Below are 19,637 nucleotides of genomic sequence, written 5' to 3'. Positions count from 1 at the left end.
GCCATGACCGAAGCCTCCCCGCCGATATCCGCACGCGAACGCCACAAGGAGGATGTCCGCACCCGCATCCTCGACAGCCTGATCGCGCTGCTGAGCGAGGGGATCGACATCAACCACGATCGCGTCGCCGAACGGACCGGCGTCGCCCGGCGCACCGTCTATCGTTATTTCCCCGATCATGACGCGCTGATGCAACCGCTCTGGGATCGGGTCGTGAGCCTGGCCGGCGGGGCCGCCGTCCGCTTCCCGGACAGCGAGGCGGAGCTGACCTCGTCGATGCTCTCCATCTTCCAAAGCTTCGACCGGATCGCCGGCCTCGCCACGATCGTCCGGGCGACGCCGCAGGGCCGCGCGGTCCGGCTTGCCCAGAAGGAACGGCGGCGGGCGGCCTATGTCTCCGCGACGGCGGACGCGGTGAAGGAACTGCCGCCCGAGGACCGGCTGCTGGCGACGGCGATGCTCCAGGTGCTGCACACCACGCCCTGGCTGGAGATGCGCGATCAGTGGGACATGGACGGCGCGCAGATGGCGACCGCCTGCCGATGGGCGGTGGAGACGCTGCTCAAGGACCTGCGCGCGCGGGGCGGCAAGCCGCTATCGGACGGGCCGGCCTGACCGGATCGCGATTTGCCTCGGCCGACGGAGATGCGCCATAGGGCCGGGCATGGAATCACCTCCTCTCGATGCCCCGTCCGTCTGCGTCGCCGCGCTCTACCGTTTCGCGCGCTTCGCCGACGTCGAGGCGGTGCGTGCGCCGCTCGCCCGGTTGTGCTGCGGCCTCGGGGTGAAGGGCACGCTGCTGGTCGCGGCGGAGGGGATCAACGGCACGATCGCGGGCGATGACGCGGCGATCGCGCGGGTGATCGCCCATGTCCGCACCCTGCCCGGCTGCGCCGATGTCGACGTCAAGCTGTCACGCGCCGCGACCATGCCGTTCCACCGGATGAAGGTCCGCCACAAGCGCGAGATCGTGACAATGGGCGAGCCCGACATCGATCCGCTCGAAGGCACCGGCCATTATGTCGCGGCGGAGGACTGGAACGCGCTGATCTCCGACCCGTCGACAATCGTGATCGACACCCGCAACAATTATGAGGTCGCGATCGGCAGCTTTGATGGCGCGATCGATCCCGGCACCGCCAGCTTCCGCGATTTTCCCGCCTGGTTCCGGGCCGAGCGGGAACGGCTGCTCGGCAAGGGCGGCCGGGAACCCAGGGTCGCGATGTTCTGCACCGGCGGGATACGCTGCGAGAAGTCGACCGCCTTCCTCAAGGCCGAAGGGGTCGAGCAGGTCTATCACCTCAAGGGCGGCATCCTTAAATATCTGGAGACCGTGCCACCCGAGCAGAGCCTGTGGCGAGGCGAGTGCTTCGTCTTCGACCAGCGCGTCGCCGTCGGCCACGGCCTCGCGCCCGGCACCCACGCGCTCTGCCATGGCTGCCGGATGCCGGTCAGCCCCGAGGATCGCACCTCGCCGCTCTATGTCGAGGGGGTGAGCTGCCCCGCCTGCGCCGCCACGCGCAGCGACGAACAGCGTGCCGGCTATGCCGAGCGGCACCGGCAGGAGACGCTCGCCGCCGCGCGCGGAGTCGCGCATGTCGGCGCGACGACCGCGCCGCGCGATGCCGGCTAGACCCATCTTCTACAGCTTTCGCCGCTGCCCCTATGCGATGCGGGCACGGCTGGCATTGCTGGTCAGCGGCACGGTCTGCGAGCTGCGCGAGGTCAAGCTGTCCGCCAAGCCCGCCGCGCTGATCGCGGCATCGCCCAAGGCGACCGTGCCGGTGCTGCACCTGCCCGACGGCGAGGTGATCGACCAGAGCCTCGACATCATGCGCTGGACGCTCGGGCAGGCCGATCCCGAGGGCTGGCTCGACCGCGCCGATGCGGCGCTGATCGCCGCCAATGACGGGCCGTTCAAGCACCATCTCGACCGCTACAAATATCCGGACCGGCACGGCTCCGACCGCGCCGAGCACCGGGCGGCAGGGCTCGACCTGCTCGCGGTGCTGGAAGAACGGCTCGGCCGGGCTTCGCATCTGGACGGTCCCGCGCGCGGCCTGACCGACGCGGCGATCTTCCCCTTCGTCCGCCAGTTCGCGGAAGCCGACCGTGGCTGGTTCGACGCGCAGCCTTTGCCCCATGTCCATGACTGGCTGGCGCGGCAACTGGCATCGGCGCTGTTCGCGGCCGCGATGGTCCGGCCCGATCCGTGGCGGCCCGGCGATCCGCCGCTGCTGTTCCCGGCGGCCTGAGGGCCCCTACTCCGCCGCTTCGGGCAGGGTCGCGGCGGTGGTCCAGCCGAGGCGGGGGATGTTGATCGACCGCTTGCCCGACAGGTCGGTGCGCAGGACGAAGATGCCCTGCTCCTCCATATAGGCGATCAGACGGCGGACGCGGCCCTGCGAATGGGTGCCGTAAACCTGGGCCAGCAGGCTGTCGGACGGCGCCTCGCGCCCGTCACGCGCGGCGTTGGCGACCAGCAGGAAGGGGGCGAGCATGTCCTCGGGCAGGGTCGCGCCGATCGCCATCGCGTCGAGCCAGCCTTCGTCGAGGTCGTCGGGCAGGCCCGCCCGCGCCATCGCCAGGCGGCGGCGAAAGGCGGCGAGGTCGAGCCCATGCTGCGGCAGCCGCGCCATGCGGCAGCGCACGCCGAAATCCTGGAACAGCACCGCCGGCTGGCGATAGGTCGCCTCCGGGTCCTCGCACATCTCGCGCAGCACCTGGTTGATCACCGCGTCCCGCTCCTCGTCAGGCATGGCGGGTTCGTTGCTCGGCGCGGCCGGGGTCAGGACCGGGCCCGACTTGCTGATCGCGCGGAGCAGGTCGTCGCTGGTCGGCACCGGCGCGCGCGGCGGCGGCGGGGGCGGCGGCAGGTCGTCGCCCGGGGCGAAGAGCAGGCCCTGCAGGTCCTCGGGCGGAGCCGAGGGGAGCGGCATCAGCTTGGGACTGCCGCTACGCGCCGAGGTCTCGACCGAACCGATGGTGACCGAGATCGGGCGGCGCGACACGGCGGGGCCCAGCGCCAGGAACTGGCCGCGCGGCAGGTCGCGGATCTGTTCGGCCTGGCGGCGTTCCATACCCAGCAGGTCGGCAGCGCGCGCCATGTCGATGTCGAGGAAGGTGCGCCCCATCATGAAGTTCGACGCCTCGGCGGCGACGTTCTTGGCGAGCTTGGCGAGCCGCTGGGTGGCGATCACCCCGGCGAGTCCGCGCTTGCGGCCCCGGCACATCAGGTTCGTCATGGCGCCGAGCGACGCGCGGCGCGCCTCGTCGGACACCTCGCCGGCGACGGCGGGGGCGAAGAGCTGCGCCTCGTCGACGACGACCAGCGCCGGATACCAATGGTCGCGCGGCGCATCGAACAGCGCCGACAGGAAGGTCGCGGCGCAGCGCATCTGCTGCTCGATCTCGAGCTCGTCGAGCGCCAGCACCACCGAGACGCGATGCTCGCGGATGCGGGTGGCGAGCCGGATGATCTCCGCCTCGCTATGGTCGAAGGCCTGGATGACGACGTGGCCGAAGCGATCGGCCAGGGTGACGAAGTCTCCCTCGGGATCGATCACCACCTGTTGGACGACACCGGCCGATCCTTCCAGCAGCCGGCGGAGCAGGTGCGACTTGCCCGAGCCCGAGTTGCCCTGGACGAGCAGACGGGTGGCGAGAAGCTCCTCGACGTCGAAATGGACGGACTGGCCGGGGCCGCTGGTGCCCATGTCGATTCGTGCGGTCACGCGCGGGTTAGTGGCGGATGGGGGTGGCCCGGGGCAAGCACGAAGCGACAGAAAATTGTGGATGACTCGGATGGCGGGGCCTTGTGCCGCCCCGATCAGGTCTCCACCAGCGATCGGCCGCGCGTTTCGGGCAGGATCAGCACCGCCGGGATGGCGATCAGCACGACCATCGACAGCAACAGGCAGGCGGCCCCGGTCGACCCGGCGATCCGGGCCACCTGCCCCACCAGCAGCGGCGCCACCACCAGGCCCCAGCGCCCGATCAGATTATGGCACCAGCCGTTGGCGGTGGCGCGGATGCCGGTCGGGAACAGTTCGGCATTGATCGTGAAGCCGACGATCCACACCCCCATAGCGCCCTGCATCAGCACCCAGCCGGCGGCGACCGGCCACCAGCCCGCCGCGCCGTAGATCAGCCCCGCCGACAGCGCGGACAGCGTGACGAAGCCGAGCGCGGTCGTCCGACGGCCGATCCGGTCCATGCAGAAGCCGGCGAGCAGATAGCCGCCCGCCGCCGCCGCGAGGCCGAAGGGTGCGATCAGGGCGATGTCGCGTGCCGCCCAGCCGCGCTCGTCGATGACGTGATAGGTGAAGAAATAGGTCGCCGCCCCCGCGAAGAAGTTGAGCGCGAACCATAGCAGGCTCATCCCGACGAACCGCGTCCGCAGGTCGGGCCGCAACAGCCGGCGCAGCTCGGCGACCGGCCCGCCGCGCGTCTCCCCGGCGTGGTCGGCGACGAACACTGCCGGCTCGCGGACGAAGCGGATCAGCAGCGGCACGACCAGCAGCGGCATCGCCCCGACCAGGAACAGGCCGCGCCAGCCAAGCGCGGTTTCGAGGAGCGGCGCGAGGAGCATCGCGGGCAACGCCGCGCCGACGCTGGCACAGGCGCCGAGCACGCCGTTGGCCTTGCCGCGCACCGCCGCCGGCAACGTCTCGCTGACGATCGTATAGGCGCTCGCCACCTGGGTGACGAGCAGCAGCCGGGTGACGAACTGGATCGCGGTGAAGCTCGCGAGGCCCGGCGCCAGCGCGGTCAGCAGCGTGCCGACCGAGAAACCGATCGACGACAGGACCAACACCGGCTTGCGCCCGAAGCGATCGGCGAGGCGGAGCGTGAGATAGGCGCAGATCGCGCCGAGCGCGATGAACGACAGCGCCGCGCCGAGATCGGCGGGGCCGACCCCGAACGCCTTGGCGGCGTAAGGAAGGATGATGCTGGTCAGATTAAGGTCGAAACCCTCGAACATCACGACGAAGGCCAGCATCGCGATCAGCCCTGCATGGCTGGCGCGCGATTCCTGCCCGGTCGTGGCGGCGGCCGCCGTCACGGCGACATATACTCGCCGCCGTTGATGTCGATGCCGGCGCCGGTGATCATCGACGCATAGTCGGACAGGAACATGACGACGCCCTTGGCGCATTCCTCGTCGGGTGGAATGACGCCCAACGCAATGCCGGCGCGGACGCCGTCGAGCAGCTGGTCGAGGGTGATTCCCTGGTCCTTGGCACGCTCGGCCATCGCCACCTGATAGGGGACGCCCAAGAGGCGGCCCATGCGGGTGGTGACGAAGCGGATGCCATATTCGCCCAGCTCGCGCGCGCAGGTGCGGGTCGCGGCGTTGAGCGCGGCCTTGGCACAGGCATAGTCGCCCTGGCGCGGCAACGCGCGGACGGTGCCCTGGGTCGAGATGTTGACGACCGCGCCGGCGCGACGGCGCTTCATCTCGGGGAGCACCGCCTTGGTCATGTGCAACGCGCCCCAAAAGGTCACCTCGAAGGCGCGGCGCCAGACGTCGAGATCGGCATCCTCGAACAGGTCCCAGCCGCCATGGACATAGGCGCTGTTGACCAGGCCGTCGATCGTGCCGAACGCATCGATCGTCGCGGCGGCGAAGGCGTGGCACTGCGCCTGGTCGGTGACGTCGCAGCCGACCGCGATGCATTCGCCGCCCGCCGCCTTCACCTCGGCGGCGACGCCGTCGATGAACGCCTGTTCGGACGGCAGCGATCCGATCGCCACCTTCGCCCCCTCGGCGGCGGCGAGCAGGGCGAGCTTGCGGCCCATGCCCGGGCCCACCCCCGAAATCATCACGGTCTTGCCGGAGAGGATCATGTCCGTCCTTTCACTGGAGATAGCATAGCCGGCCCCATCATTCGGGCACCAGCCAGGCACCGTTGCCGACGAAGAATTTCTCGATCGTCTCGGCGCCGAGCGGTTCCAGCCGCGCCAGGAAGCCGAGCTTGCTGTCGACCCCGCCTTCGACATGCGGATAGTCGCTCGAATAGCACCAGGCGTGGCTGAGCTGCGGATAGCGGCGGAAATAGAGGTCGACCGGCTCGAAATAGAAGGGCGTGACCCGGACGTTGCGATCCATATAGGCCGACGGCGGCATCGACAGCACCTTCGCCATGCGCTTCGCGTAGATGCGCTCGACCCACAGGTCGAGATGCTCGGCGAGCGGGCCGAACCAGGTCGCGCCCAGTTCGATGACGCCGAAGCGCAGCATCGGGTGGCGTTCGAACACCCCGCCCAGCACCATCGCCGAGAGGAAGTTGCTCGCCCCCATATGGACGGTGGTGGTGCCGAAGGGTTCGAGGGCGATCTCGACACTGTCGACCTTGCCGACCGCGAAGGCGGGCGCCTGGCTCCACACGTCGCTCGACCGGAAGCCGGAATCGGTGCCGAGGTGGAGCGTCACCGCGACGCCGTTGGCCGCCATCAGCGCCCAGAAGGGATCGAGCTCGGGCGCGGCGGGCGATCGGCCGCCGGGCGGGCGTCCGGTCGGCAGCCACACCGCCCGCGCGCCGCGCGCCACCAGGTCGCCGGCCTGCTCCATCAGCTCGTCGACCGTCGCACCCGACAGCAGCGCCGCCGGGCGGAAGCGGCTGCCCGGCGCGATCGTCGTCCGCACCACCCAGTCATTATATTCGGCGACGACCCCACGCAGCATGCGCTGTCCCTCCTCGCCAGCCGGGATCGGCAGGCCGAGGCTGGCCAGGCTGCTGCCGGTCAGCGGCCCGAAGGCGAGCAGCGCGGCAGACGGGAAGATGAGCTGGCGGGCGATGCCCATCGCATCGAGCACCCGGCGGCGGCGATCGAAGTCGAACGCACCCGGCGCGGACGGTCCTTTCTCGGTCCACACGCTGGCCGGGGTGATCGCCGCGTCATCGGCCAGGCCGGGGCGCCAGAAGCTGTTGGCGCCGAAGGATCGGATGAAGTCGGCCGCGACCTCGGCGAAGCGGGCGCTGTGCGGCCCGAACATCTCGCCCCAGACATGGGCCGGGGCCATCTCATGGGCGTCGACGTCGATGACGGGAAGCCGTTCGAGCAGGTCCTGCATCCGTCCCTCCCTTCCTATTCCTCGTGCGGTTAGAACTCCGATGATCGTCCCGCTCATCCTGAGGAGCCGCTGAGCCCGGCGAAGTGGCATCTCGAAGGACGCCCTTCGAGACGGGGCTTCGCCGGGCTCAGCCCCTCCTCAGGATGGACGGATGAAGCTCATTCCATATCGCCTCAGAAGCTGATCTTCGCGTCCACGCCGATCCGGCGCGGCGGGCTGTAGATGTTGCCGGCGAAGCCGAGCGCGCCGAAGTCGATGCCCGAGCTGATATTGTGCTCGTTGGTCAGGTTCTCGACGAAGAGGCTGATGTCCATCGACTTGCCGGCGACCGGCACCTCGACCAGGCCGATGCGCGCATCGAACTGGTGCTGGCCGGGATCGGCGATCGCATCGGCGAAGTTCAGCCCGTTCAGGACGTTGGTCATGAAGTAGCGCTTGCTGCTGTACGAATAGTCGAGCTTGAGCAGCAGCTTCCCGAAACCGATATCCTCGCTCAGATATTGCCCGCCCAGATGGACCGTCCATTTCGGCACATAGGGGAACTTGCTGATGTCGGCATAGTTGCCGAGGCCGCCGGCCACCTCGCCGGCCCCCGGCGTATGGCCGGGCACGGGCGCCGCGGGAACGATGAAGAAAATCTCGTTATATTTGGGATCGACATAGCCGACGCTGCCGTCGAGCGTCAGCCCGTCGACCGGCACCGCCTGCAACTCCACCTCGAAGCCGCGGAACCTGGCCGAGGCGTTGTTGGTGAAGCCGCCGCCGCCCGCCGCGGTGGCGAGATACTGGGTGACCTGGAGGTCCTTGTAGTCGGTGTGGAAGACCGCCGCGTTGAGTCGGACGTGGCGATCGAGGAACTCGCTCTTGATCCCCGCCTCGTAGGTCTTCGCCTTCTCCGGCTCGAACACGAAGGACTGGGTGGCGCTGGCGCGGGTGTTGAAGCCGCCCGAGCGATAGCCGGTGCCGTAGCGGGCATAGACCATCACGTCGTCGACCGGCTTGTAGCTGATGATCGCGTTGATCGACGTGTCGTCGAAGCTGGCCTTGCCGTTGCGGACGGTGCTGGCGGTCTGCTGCACCGCCTTCTTGTCCTTGGTGTAACGGACGCCGAAGGTGAGCTCGAGCTTCTCGTCGAGCGATTGCGGCTTCCAGCTTGCCTGGCCGAAGGCGGCGTAGGACTTCGCCTGATAGTCGAAGATGGTCGAGGAGGACAGGTTCGACGCCAGCGTCGGCGAGACGACGAACGAATAGCTCGTCGGATTGAAATATTTGCTGTCTTCCTCGAAATAATAGAGGCCGCCGACATAGCTGAAGTCGCCGAGCTTGCCGAGCAGCTGGAACTCCTGAGAGAACTGCTTGACGTCCTCGTCCTTCGCGTCGGCCGAGTAGATCTGCACTTCCTGGATACCGGCGGTGGTATTGCCGAAGATGCCGGGCGGGGCATAGGCGGTGCCGAGCGCCGCCTTGTAGGTGCGGCGGCCGGTGATCGACTTGAGCGTGATGTCGTCGCTGACGTCATATTGCACGGTCAGCGCATGGCCGATGATCTTGACCCGCTGCAGCGCCTTCGAGCGGACGCTGAAATTCTTGTTATAATCCTGCTGCACCTCGTCGAGCAGCGAATTGCCGGTGGTGTTGCCATAATAGGCCCGCAGCAGCGGCGACAGGAAGCGCGTCTGGAAACCGCCGGGCACGCCGCGCATGTCGGTCCAGTCGAAGGTGTAGTCCGCCTGGAAGGCGCCCCACTCGCCATGCACCTTCGCCCAGACCGCATCGGTGTTGAGCGCGCCCTGGGTGTGCGATCCCTTGGCATATTTGTTGTTCAGCCAGCCGTCGCGCTGCCGGTGCATGTAGGACAGCGTCGCGCTGAGCCCCGTCTCCCCGAGCAGGCCGGTGTCGATCCGGGTGCGCGCGGCATATTCGTCATATTGGGCGACGGTGACCTTCTGCTCGACGCCGAACTCGCTGGCCGGCTTCTTGGTCACCATGCTGATCGCGCCGCCGGTGGTGTTGCGGCCGAACAGCGTGCCCTGCGGACCGCGCAGCACCTCGATCCGCTCCAGATCGACCAGTTCGAGGTTCGAGGCGTTGTTGCGCCCGATATAGACGCCGTCGATGTAGATGCCGACCGGCGAGTCGACCGACAGCAGCGGCTCCTGCGATCCGATGCCGCGGATGAAGGCGGTGTTGCCCGCCAGGAAGCCCGACTGCGCCTGGATCGCCACGTTCGGCATCAGGCGGGTGATGTCGTCGAGCGCCTGGACGTTCGACCGCTCCAGCGAGGCGCTCGACAGCGCGCTGACCGAGATCGGCGTGTCCTGCATCGCCTCCTCGCGGCGGCGGGCGGTGACGATGATCTCCTCGAGTCCCCCGCCCGTGGTCGCCACCGTCTCCTCGGGCGTGCCCTGCGCCGCCGCCGGCGCAGCGGCGCCCAGCGCGATCGCGGAAATCCCCAGAAGCAGCGAAACCGTCGTCGTCCTGTCCGTCATGCTCGTCCCCTGTTCATGCGGGTCATTGCCCACACTCTTCATTAAACCAAATGCTTGCTTTGTATTTTTGACCGGCCCGCTCGCGTCAGGGAGCATCGGGCTCCCAGAACAGGATCGGCCCACCGTCCTGGCCGTTCCTGAAGACCGCGCGCACCGGTGCCCCCGTCCTGGGTTCGGCCGCCGGATCGGCAAAGGCGCCGATGATCTGGATGTCCGCCTGCTCGGCGAGCGCGACGAGCAGCGTCACATAGGGAAGCTCGTCGGCGAAGGCCGGGTGGAAGCGCTGATGCGTGCGGATCCAGCTCTTGATCGTGCCGCGTCCGCTCGTCGCCACCCAATCGGCGTCGAAGCTGCGGCAGCGATTGCAGATCGCGCGCGCCGGCCAGCGCAGCGTGCCGCAGCCCGCGCAGCGCTGCACCCTGATCTCGCCCGCCGCCAGCCCTTCCCAATAGGGGGCCGAATCCTTGTCGGGCACGGGAACAGGCTTGGCGATCATCCGTCCCTCCGGAGCAGGAGCGCGCTGGTCACGCCGCCGACATAGCCGGGGGCGCCGGTGCTGAGACCGATGCGGGCGTCGCGGACCTGGCGGCCGCCCGCCTCGCCGCGGAGCTGCTGCACCGCTTCGGCGATATGGTTCATGCCGTGCGCATAGCCTTCCGACAGGAAGCCGCCATGCGGGTTGACCGGCAGTCGTCCGTCCATCCGGTGCTGGCCGTCGAGCACGAAGCCGCCCGCCTCGCCCTTGCCGCAGAAGCCGTAATCCTCGAGCTGCATCAGCACCGAGAAGGTGAAGCAGTCGTAGAAATTGGCGAAGTCGACGTCGGCCGGGCCGATCCCGGCCAGGCCGAACAGGCGCGGCGCCATCCGCGCGGCATAGGAAGTGGTGATGTCCGGCGCGCCGGCGCTCTGCAACGTCGTGCCGCCGCCCCAGGCCGCCGCGTCGACGATCACCGCCGGCTTGCGCAGGTCGCGCGCCCGTTCGGGCGTGGTGACGAGCAGAGCGACGCCAACGTCGGTCTCCAGGCAGCAGTCGAGCAGGCGGAACGGCTCGGCGATCATCCGCGACGCACGATAGTCGTCGAAGCTGATCGGATCGCGCATCATGGCGCGCGGATTGTGCGCGGCGTTGGCGCGCTGCGAGATCGCGACAGCGCCGAGGTGACGTTCGTCGACCCCGAAGGCGTCCATATAGGCGCGCGCCATCATCGCATAATATTGCGGCGGGGCCATATAACCGTAGGCCGCCTGATACTGGGTCTCGATATGGTCGACCAGCGGTCGGCCGGTGCCGCCCATGCGGAATTCGGAGCGGGCGTTGATCGCGCGATAGCAGACGACATGGTCCGCGACGCCGGCAGCGACGGCAAGCGCCGCCTGCCCGACCAGCCCGTGCGAGCTGCCGCCGCCGCCGAAATGATCGACATAATAATGAGGGTCGGTCAATCCAAGCGACACGGCGACCATCGGCGCCGGGATCGAGTCCCCGACGCGATGGGTGGCGATGCCGTCGACCTTTCCGGGGTCGAGCCCCGCATCGTCGAGCGCCGCCATGATCGCGCGCAGCGCGAGCGTCAGCGTGCTGACACCGGAATTGCGCGAGAATTCGGTATAGCCGACACCGGCTATCGCCGCCTTTCCCGACAGGCCAGACGCCATGCCGCCATCCTCTCCTTATCTCGTGGGGCTCAACCTAACGGGACACCAGGCACAATCCAAGCGCTTGTTTGGTAAAAATGAAAATGCATAATATTCAACTTGGTAAAAGCTTAGCGCCAATTGACCAACAAAGCGCTTGGTCATATTTGTGGCCGGGCGCGGCCGATCGAACGGGCCGCGGTTGGAGGGATCGGATGCAACTGTTCAAGGGCGTCCGCGTGGTCGAACTGGCACAATATGTCATGGTGCCCGCCGCGAGCACCATGCTCGCCGACCTCGGCGCGGAGGTGATCAAGGTGGAAACCCCGGGCGTCGGCGATCCCTATCGCAGCCTCGTCGTCGATCGTCGTTCGACCGCGGGCCCCAATTTCAGCCTCGAGCAGAACAATCGCGGCAAGAAGAGCGTCTGTATCGACCTCAAGAGCGCCGACGGCCACAAGCTGCTGTGCAGCCTGATCGAGAGCGCCGACATATTCATGACCAGCCTGCGCCCCGCGGCGATCCGCAAGCTAGGCCTGACGGTCGAGGAACTGCGCGCGCACAATCCGAAGCTGATCTACGCCCGCGCCAACGGCCTGGGCTTCGCCGGACCCGAGGCGGGCAAGGCGGGTTTCGACGCCAGCTCCTTCTGGGCGCGTGGCGGCTTCGGCCATATCCTGTCGCAGGAGGGAAGCTATGCGCGCCAGCCGCGCGCGGTAGGCGACCATGCCAGCGCGGTCGCGCTCGCCTTCGGCGTGGCGGGCGCGCTGTTCAAGCGGGCGCAGACCGGCGAGCCGTCGGTCGTGGAAACCTCGTTGCTGTCGATGGCGACCTGGATGCTGTCGAACGACCTGGTCGCGTCGCAGGACCCCGGCTATCCGCCCAACATCCTCCAGCGCGCGGTGGAGCAGAACCCGCTGGTCGGCACCTACCGCACCCGCGACGGCCGCTGGATCCAGCTCGTCTTCCTCGATTCGAGCCGCTTCTGGCCCGGCCTGTGCGCGACGCTGGAGCTTGACGAACTGATCGACGATCCCCGCTTCAACGACGCGGCGGCGCGCATGGCCAATGGCCGCGAGCTGATCGGCATCTTCGAACAGGCGTTCGGCGCACGCGACTGGGCGGCGTGGCAACCCCGTTTCGAGGCGTTCGACGCACCGTGGGAGCTGGTCCAGAACCTGCACGACCTCTACGCCGATCCGCAGACCATCGCCAACGACATGATCTTCGAGATCGGCACTCGCGACGGTTATCCCGTGAAGCTCGTCTCGGCCCCGCTCACCGTCGACGGCCGGGCGGCCCACGCCGAAGAGCCCGCGCCCAATTGCGGCGAACATAGCGACGAGATCTTCGCAGCGCTCGGTCTCGATGCCGAGCAGATCGGCCGCTACCGCGCGGCGGGCGTGATCGCCTGATCCTTATGCCGCATGCCGGTGCGGGCGATCGCTGCGCACCGGCAGGGCGGCCAGCCCTCGCAGCGTGACGCCGCCCGCGTACACGGCGTCTTCGCCACACAGCGCCAGATCGGGCATCCGCCGGGTCAGGCCCAGGAACGCCTCCTGCAACTCCACCCGCGCCAGATATTGGCCGAGGCACATATAGGGCCCGCCGCCGAAGGGCGCCGTGTTGATGCCGGTGCGCAACAGATCGAGCCGGTCGGGATCGGGCACCGCCGCCGGATCGCGGTTCGCGGCGCCGTTGAGCAGCAGGCACAGATCGCCCTTGCGGATCGTCCGGCCCTCCACCTCGAAATCCTCGACCGCGACCCGGTGCGACATCTGCACCGAACTATCGTAGCGCAGCAGCTCCATCACCGCGCCGGCGACGATGTCGGGTCGCTCGATCAGCAACCGCCATTGGTCCGGATGAAGCAGCAAGTGCCGGGTGCCCATGCCGATCAGGTCAGCGGTCGTCGAATGGCCGGCCTGGAGCAGCAACACCGCCGCCGCGACGATCTCGTCGTCGGTCAGCGCGACGCCGCCGGCCCGGCCAGCGATCATCGCGCTCATCAGGTCGTCGCCGGGATCGCGCCGCCGCCGCGCGATCAGCCGGGCGAAATAATCCTGGAAGCCCGCCGTCGCCGCCTCGCCCGCGCGGATCGCCTCTGCCCCCAGTCGCGGCCCGATGTCGCCACGCGCGGCGAAATCATGGGCCCAGCCGATGAACAGCGGCACATCCTCATGCGGAATGCCCATCATCCGGCAGATGATGAAGACCGGCAACGGATAGGCGAAGTCGCGCACCAGGTCGAAATGCCCCTCCGCCAGATCGTCGATCAGGCGGTCGACCACCTGGCGCGCCAGCCGCCGATGCGTCTCGACGGCGCGCGGGGTGAAGCTGGCGCTCACCGTCGCGCGGACCCGGTCATGGTCGGTGCGCGGCAGGAACAGCATCAGCCGCCGCATCATCGCGTCGAAGCCCCGCCCCGCCTCGCCGACGCTGTAGATATCGAGGGTCTTGGGGTCGGAGCGCATGCGCGGGTCCCGCGCGATGCGGTGCACCGCGCTCCACGAACTGGCGATCCAGGCGGGTTGGCCGTGAAAGCCCGCGACATGGTGGAGCGGGGCGAGCGCGCGCAGCCTGTGGTACCAGGGATAGATGTCGCCTGGGCGGTTCGGGGCGAAGATCACCGCCAGCACCGCCTCGGGCGTGTCGAGCTGCTCAGCAGAGCGCATCGTGCAGGGTCCGCTCGACGGGCGCCGCGTCGCCGTCCTCAGGGCCCGATCGCTCGTCGGCGCTGGCCGGCGAGATCAGCAGGTTGCCGTGCAGGTCGACGGTGGCGGCATAGCCGTCGGGACAGATGGTCGAGGAATCGGGTTCCTCGACGATCGCCGGCCCCATGATCCGGTCGCCGGGTTCGAGCCGGGCGCGGTCATAGACCGGAGTCGCGAGCGCGCGACCGTCGAACCAGGCCTCGCGGATGCCCTTACGCGCGCGGTCGGCGATGCCGTCGCCCCAGGCGCGACCGACAGGCGCCGGCTTTTCGACCACCGCCGAGATACGCAGCCGGAAGTTGACGAACTGGCATGCCTCCTTCGGCCTGATACCGAAGGTGCGGGCATAGATGGCGCGGAAGTCCGCCTCGGCCCGCTCCAGCAGCGCGGCGTCGACCGGCCCGTCGCCGAGCGGCACGGTGATCTCCTGGTGCTGGTGGGCGAGACGGATGTCGATGCTGCGCTGGACGACGATCCGCGTCTCGGCCGACGCGGCGCGCGCCAGCGCCTGCCGGCCCTTCTCCTCCAGCCCGGCGAGGATCGTCGCGATCCGCGCCGGATCGGCCTCGGCCGCGCGCATGATCGCGGTCGCGACGAAATCATGGGCGAGGTCGGAGATCAGCAGGCCCCAGGCCGATCGGACCCCCGGCGACGGCGGGATGATCACCGTCTCGATCCCGAACAGCTCGGCGAGTTTCACCGCGTGGATCGGCCCGGCGCCGCCCGAGGCGACCAGCGCATGATCGCGCGGATCGATGCCGCGCTGGAGGGTGACGACCCGGATCGCCGCCGCCATCGCGGTGTTGGCGAGGGCGTGGATGCCGCGCGCCGCCGCGACCACGTCGATCCCCAGCGGGCGGGCGACATGCTCCTCGATCGCGCGCCGGCTCGCCTCGGCGTCGAGCGTCATGCTACCACCCGCGAAATAGCCGGGGTTGATGTAGCCGAGCACGACATTGGCGTCGGTGACGGTCGGCTGCGCGCCGCCCAGCCCGTAGCAAGCGGGCCCCGGATAGGAGGAGGCGCTGTGCGGCCCGACGCGCAGGAAGCCGCCGGTGTCGACCCGCGCGATGCTGCCGCCGCCCGCGCCGACCTCGGCCAGGTCGATCACCGGCACCTTGATCGGCTCGCCCGCATCGGCGCGGCCCGCCGCGCTGGTGCCGCCGCCGGCGCGGAACTGGTGGGTGATGCGCGGCTCGCCGTCGACGACGAGGCCGGCCTTCGCGGTTGTGCCGCCCATGTCGAACGAGACGAGGCCGGGACGCCCCGCCTCGCGCGCCAGATGGGCGGCGGCCATCACGCCGGCGGCCGGCCCGGATTCGATCGCATAGGCGGCCTTGCGCGCCGCCATCGCCGCGCCCATCACCGCCCCGCTCGACTGCATGATCTGCAGCTCCGCATCGATGCCGATGCGGCGCAGTGCATCCTCGAGCCGGCCGACATAATTGGCGAGGGTCGGGCCGATATAGGCCGAGATCAGCGTCGTCGCCGCTCGCTCATATTCCTGGAATTCGGGCCACACCTCCGACGACAGGCAGACATAGGCCCCAGGCGCGACGGCGCGGGCGACCTCGCCGATCACCGCCTCATGCGCCGGGTTGGCATAGCTGTTGAGCAGGCAGACCGCGATCGCCTCCGCGCCGCGATCGATCAGCCCGAGCACCGCGCGCTCGACGTCGGCGCGATCGATCGGGCGCAGCACCGCGCCGGCCGCGTTGACCCGCTCGGCCACCTCGGCGACCATCGATCGCGGCAGCAGCGGCGCCGGCGGCGTGTAGGACAGGTTGAAGCGGTCGGGCCCGATCGCATGCTGCTTGCCGATGTGGAACAGGTCGCCGAACCCGGCCGTCGCGATCAGCCCGAGCTTCGCGCCCTTGCGTTCGAGGACGAGATTGGTCGGCAGCGTCGTGGCATGGACGAAGCGGGTGACCTCGCCCGGCGCGGCGCCCGCCTCGTCGAGGCCCTGGGCGACGGCGGTCATCACCCCGCGCACCGGATCGTCGGCGGTCGTCAGCGTCTTGATGTTGTGGATCGCGCCGCGATTGTCGGCCAGCACCAGATCGGTGAAGGTACCGCCGATGTCGACGCCGATGAAGATGCGCCGCGCGCTCATGCCGTCACCTCGATATCGAGTCCATAATCGTCGCGCGCCGAGCGGGCCGAGACATAGCCCTCCTCGACGTCGCGGCGGACGAGGTCGCGATCGCGCTCCCGCGGATCGCCGAGGCCGCCGCCGCCCGCGACGACCATGGTCAGCGTGTCGCCGGCCCGGATGCGATGGTTGGTCTTCTTGGGCGGAAGCTGCGCCTCGTCGGCCTGCCCCCGGTTCAACACCCAGGCGCCCGGCCGACCCGCCATCCCGCCATCGGCGCCCTGCGGCGGCACGATGTAGCGATCTGTGCCGCGCACGGTGATCTCGGCATCGACCTCGAAGGTCACGGTCTTGACCAGCCCGCAGCCGCCGCGCCAGCGGCCGGGGCCACCCGAGTCCTGCAACAGCCGGTACTCCTGGTAGACCATCGGGAATTCGAGCTCGTAGGACTCGATGTTCCGGTCATAGTTGGACGCGCCGTAGATGATGAACGGCGATCCGTCGGCGCCGTCCGCGCCCGCCCGGGCCCCGCCGATACCGAAGAACACGTCGAGGAAGCTCCAGCTCGTCGCGCCGTCGAGCTGCTTGCCGTGCGCGGTGACGGTCGAAACCAGCCCGGCCGCCGCCGCGGCATGGTCGGGATAGGCGCCCGACAGCGCCCGGCTGATCGCGTCGATCATCGCCTGTACCGTCGCCATGCGCAGGTTGCACGCCGCCGGGTGGCGCGGGTTGACCAGCGTGCCCGCCGGCAGTTCGATGTCGAGGCAGCGGTAGAAGCCTTCGTTGAGCGGAATCTCCGGATCGAGGTAGCAGCGCAGCGCGAACACCGCGCCCGACAGCGACTGCGAATAAGAGGAGTTGATCGCCCCGCGCGCCTGCGGCGAGGTGCCGGTGAAGTCGAAGCGGCAGCGGTCGCCGTCGACGATGACCGTCACCTCGACCCGGAAGTCGCGCCCCGTCTCGACGCCGTCCTCCTCTATCGCATAGGCGCCGCGATAGGTGCCGTCCGGGATCGCCGCGATGCCATGGCGCGTCATCCGCTCGGCATGGTCGAACAGGTCGTCGATGATCGCGCTGAGCTGCGCCATGCCATAGCGCTCGATCAGCACCGCCATCCGCGCCGCCGCGATGTTGCCGCCGATCACCAGCGCCTCGATGTCGCCGACGATGCGCTGCGGCGTGCGGCTGTTGGCCTGGAGCAGCGTCTCGACCTCGGCCACCCGCGCGCCCTGCGCGAAGAATTTGAGCGGCGGCAGGACGATGCCCTCGTGGAAGGTCTCGGTCGCATTGGCCGGCAGCCCGCCGGCCGACAGGCCGCCCAGGTCCGACACGATCATCATCGCGCCGCAATAGAAGACCGGCTTCCCGTCGTAGAAGATCGGCCGGAAGGCGCCGACGTCGGTCGGGTGGATGCCGCCCCGGAACGGATCGTTGAGGATGATCGCATCGCCCTCGCGCAAGCTCTCGGGCGGATGGCTCTTCCAGATCTCGGGCAGCATCACCTGCAGCGCCGAGACGTGGAGCATGCCCCCTGCGGTCTGCACCACCAGCCGGCCCTCGGCATCGAAGATCGCGCAGGCGATCGCCGAGGCCTGGCTGACGAAGGGCGAGCTGGCGCTGCGCGCGGCGGCGATGCCCGCCTCCTCGGCGACCATGGCCAGCGCGTTGCGGACGACTTCGACGAGGACCGGATCGTCGGTGCGATCAACCATGGACGAGCTCCCGCGCCGGAGCCGTCGCCGCGATCGCGGCGGAGACGGTGGCGCTGTCGGTGATGGTGGCGACCAGCGCCAGGCTGTTGTCGATCACCGCCGCGGCATAATCGGCGGGGAAGCCGGCGACCGCGTCGCGCGGCAGCAGCACGCGATAGCCGAGGTTCGCCGCCTCGATGCACAGGCCGAGCACGCCCATGTTCACCGAGACGCCGGTGGCGATCACCGTATCGACCCCCAGGTTGCGCAGCGTCATGTCGAGCGTGCTGCCGGTGAAGGGCGAGACGCCGTGGAAGCGGCGCAGGACGATGTCCTCGGGCGAGGGCTCGAGCCGCTGGTCGACCTCGGCCCCTTCCGATCCTTCCAGGATATGGTCGGGCTTGCGCGTCATCGCCGCGAGCAGCGGGCAATTGGCGCCGGAGCCCTTGAGGTCGGCGCGGAACTCGGCATTGCAGTGGATCACCGTGATCCCCGCCGCCCGCGCCCGGCGCATCATGCCGGCGAGGTTAGGCACCAGCCCGACCGCGTCGACCGCCTCGATCAGCGGGCGGATGCGGCTGCGGTCGCCGACGACGCCGCGCTGCATCTCCATGCTCAATATCGCCGGGTGGCCCAGATCGATGCTCATGCCGCGACCCTCCTCTGTCCGGCGGCGGGCGGGGCCTTGCGTCCCAGCCCGGTGAAGAAGGCCATGACGGCGCCGAGCAGCACCAGCGAGCCGAGCGAGATGAACGCGCCGTGCATCCCGAAGACGGCGCGGAACGGCGCCACCACGATCGGGTTGGCGAGGTCGCCGACGAACATCGACGTCGTCATCAGGCCGAGCGCGCGGCCGCGCGTCTCCGGCGTCGACCGGTTGAGGACGAGGTGGATGAAGGCGGGGCTGAGGATGCCGGCGCCGAAGCCCTTGAGCGCGGTGGCGGCGCCCGCCAGCCAGGCATCGGGCGCGAAGCCGAGCCCGCCGATGCCGAGGCCAAGCGACAGCAGCCCGATATAATAGGTCGGCGCCCAGCCGATCCGACCCTGCATGGTCCCGTAGAAGATCGCCCCGACGATCAGCCAGGCGAAGGCCATGCTGATCACCCGCGACTGGATGATCGGGCTGGTGATGCCGCGTTCGGTGAGCAGATAGGATATCTGCGTGCTGGTCATCATCAGCACGACGTAGAGCGCGCCGATCATCAGGTAGATCGGCCAGTTGCGCAGGAACACGCCCTGCCCGGCCCCGCCATGGGCCGATGTGCGGATCGGGATGGCGGGCAGGCCGATCGCCGCCAGGGTGAACAGGATCGCCGGCACGATCAGGTAGATGGCGAACGGCGCGCGCCAGCCGACATGCTCGCCGAACCAGCCCGACATCAGCACCGCGCAGGTCGCAAGCAGGCTGCCCACCACCGTCATCGCGGAGAGCATCCGCCCGCGCCCCTTTTCATCGAAGAACTCGCCGATGAAGCTGTTCGCGGAGGTCGAGATGCAGGCGGTGAAGAAACCGAGCAGCGTGCGCGACACGAACAGCGCCCAGAGATCGCCGACCCACAGCCCCGCCGATCCGCACAGCGCGTAGAGGAGGAGCGAGGCGAGCAGCAGCCGGCGCGCGCCGACCCGCTCGATCAGCCAGCCCGATCCGATGCCGCCCAGGATCAGGCCGATCGCGGGGACCGACATCACCATCTGGCCGGCGATCTCGGCGCCGACCTTGCCGCCGCCGAACTGCGCCGACAGCTTGGGAAGGACCGGGGTCAGCGCGGTGAAGATCAGCCCGATCGAGCAGGCCCCCGCCATCATCGCGGGTATCGCGGCCGCCCATCGCGCGCCCTGCGGCCGCTCCATGGTTCCGGTGCCTTCGGTCGCGCTCATGGCCTCTCCTCGCCCTTCAAAGGGCCTGATTCACGTCATCGGCGGAGGCGCCGAGCGCCT

General features: G+C 69.1%; 16 protein-coding genes. 4 read left to right on the top strand and 12 right to left on the bottom strand.

Annotated elements, in window-relative coordinates; genetic code table 11:
- Positions 1–3: 3 nt before the first annotated feature.
- The 3 genes from B5X82_RS04730 to B5X82_RS04720 are packed head-to-tail and all read left to right on the top strand — an operon-like array spanning position 4 to position 2,255.
- Positions 4–615 (top strand): TetR/AcrR family transcriptional regulator, encoded by a 612-nt coding sequence (locus B5X82_RS04730; RefSeq protein ID WP_079646966.1) that lies wholly within the window; start codon positions 4–6, stop codon positions 613–615.
- A gap of 49 nt (positions 616–664) precedes the next feature.
- A complete protein-coding gene (trhO, locus tag B5X82_RS04725; protein WP_079646965.1) occupies positions 665–1,633 on the top strand; it encodes an oxygen-dependent tRNA uridine(34) hydroxylase TrhO in 969 nt (322 codons plus the stop codon).
- Positions 1,623–2,255, top strand: coding sequence for a glutathione S-transferase (locus B5X82_RS04720; RefSeq protein WP_176152466.1), 633 nt, complete (start codon positions 1,623–1,625; stop codon positions 2,253–2,255). Before trhO ends, B5X82_RS04720 begins: the two co-directional genes overlap by 11 nt.
- Before the next feature lie 6 nt (positions 2,256–2,261).
- Here B5X82_RS04720 and B5X82_RS04715 read toward each other — a convergent pair whose 3' ends face one another.
- The 7 genes from B5X82_RS04715 to B5X82_RS04685 all read right to left on the bottom strand — a co-directional run bounded on the left by B5X82_RS04715 (position 2,262) and on the right by B5X82_RS04685 (position 11,223).
- Positions 2,262–3,734, bottom strand: coding sequence for an ATP-binding protein (locus B5X82_RS04715; RefSeq protein WP_079646963.1), 1,473 nt, complete (start codon positions 3,732–3,734; stop codon positions 2,262–2,264).
- Positions 3,735–3,829: 95 nt separating this feature from the next.
- Positions 3,830–5,065, bottom strand: coding sequence for an MFS transporter (locus B5X82_RS04710; RefSeq protein ID WP_079646962.1), 1,236 nt, complete (start codon positions 5,063–5,065; stop codon positions 3,830–3,832).
- Positions 5,062–5,850 carry an SDR family oxidoreductase gene (locus B5X82_RS04705; RefSeq protein ID WP_079646961.1) on the bottom strand — a complete coding sequence of 263 codons (789 nt, stop codon included), beginning with the start codon at positions 5,848–5,850 and terminating at the stop codon, positions 5,062–5,064. The genes B5X82_RS04710 and B5X82_RS04705 overlap by 4 nt, the downstream gene beginning before the upstream one ends.
- A gap of 37 nt (positions 5,851–5,887) precedes the next feature.
- Positions 5,888–7,078, bottom strand: coding sequence for an amidohydrolase family protein (locus B5X82_RS04700; RefSeq protein WP_079646960.1), 1,191 nt, complete (start codon positions 7,076–7,078; stop codon positions 5,888–5,890).
- A gap of 173 nt (positions 7,079–7,251) precedes the next feature.
- Positions 7,252–9,567: a TonB-dependent receptor gene (locus B5X82_RS04695; protein ID WP_176152465.1), complete on the bottom strand. Its 2,316-nt coding sequence runs from the start codon at positions 9,565–9,567 to the stop codon at positions 7,252–7,254.
- Between the two features lie 85 nt (positions 9,568–9,652).
- Positions 9,653–10,063 carry a Zn-ribbon domain-containing OB-fold protein gene (locus B5X82_RS04690; RefSeq protein WP_079646958.1) on the bottom strand — a complete coding sequence of 137 codons (411 nt, stop codon included), beginning with the start codon at positions 10,061–10,063 and terminating at the stop codon, positions 9,653–9,655.
- A complete protein-coding gene (locus B5X82_RS04685; protein WP_079646957.1) occupies positions 10,060–11,223 on the bottom strand; it encodes a thiolase C-terminal domain-containing protein in 1,164 nt (387 codons plus the stop codon). Before B5X82_RS04685 ends, B5X82_RS04690 begins: the two co-directional genes overlap by 4 nt.
- Positions 11,224–11,417: 194 nt before the next feature.
- On the opposite strand from B5X82_RS04685, the gene B5X82_RS04680 reads away from it, so the two are divergent.
- Positions 11,418–12,617, top strand: a complete 1,200-nt coding sequence (locus B5X82_RS04680; RefSeq protein ID WP_079646956.1) for a CaiB/BaiF CoA transferase family protein — start codon at positions 11,418–11,420, stop codon at positions 12,615–12,617.
- Between the two features lie 3 nt (positions 12,618–12,620).
- Here the strand turns inward: B5X82_RS04680 and B5X82_RS04675 are convergent, their stop codons facing one another.
- Genes B5X82_RS04675 through B5X82_RS04655 form a run of 5 tightly spaced genes read right to left on the bottom strand, consistent with a single transcriptional unit; the run spans position 12,621 to position 19,577 of the window.
- Positions 12,621–13,877, bottom strand: coding sequence for a cytochrome P450 (locus B5X82_RS04675; RefSeq protein WP_079646955.1), 1,257 nt, complete (start codon positions 13,875–13,877; stop codon positions 12,621–12,623).
- A complete protein-coding gene (locus B5X82_RS04670) occupies positions 13,864–16,029 on the bottom strand; it encodes a hydantoinase/oxoprolinase family protein (RefSeq protein WP_079646954.1) in 2,166 nt (721 codons plus the stop codon). The genes B5X82_RS04675 and B5X82_RS04670 overlap by 14 nt, the downstream gene beginning before the upstream one ends.
- Positions 16,026–17,720, bottom strand: coding sequence for a hydantoinase B/oxoprolinase family protein (locus B5X82_RS04665; protein ID WP_079646953.1), 1,695 nt, complete (start codon positions 17,718–17,720; stop codon positions 16,026–16,028). The genes B5X82_RS04670 and B5X82_RS04665 overlap by 4 nt, the downstream gene beginning before the upstream one ends.
- Positions 17,713–18,348: a cysteine hydrolase family protein gene (locus tag B5X82_RS04660; protein WP_079646952.1), complete on the bottom strand. Its 636-nt coding sequence runs from the start codon at positions 18,346–18,348 to the stop codon at positions 17,713–17,715. Before B5X82_RS04660 ends, B5X82_RS04665 begins: the two co-directional genes overlap by 8 nt.
- Entirely contained in the window at positions 18,345–19,577 is a 1,233-nt protein-coding gene (locus B5X82_RS04655) for an MFS transporter (RefSeq protein ID WP_079646951.1), read from the bottom strand. The genes B5X82_RS04660 and B5X82_RS04655 overlap by 4 nt, the downstream gene beginning before the upstream one ends.
- Positions 19,578–19,637: the final 60 nt, after the last annotated feature.

It is taken from the genome of Rhizorhabdus histidinilytica, from assembly GCF_900167915.1.
Lineage (GTDB): Bacteria > Pseudomonadota > Alphaproteobacteria > Sphingomonadales > Sphingomonadaceae > Rhizorhabdus > Rhizorhabdus histidinilytica.
This window is presented reverse-complemented; position numbering and strand designations above follow the sequence as displayed.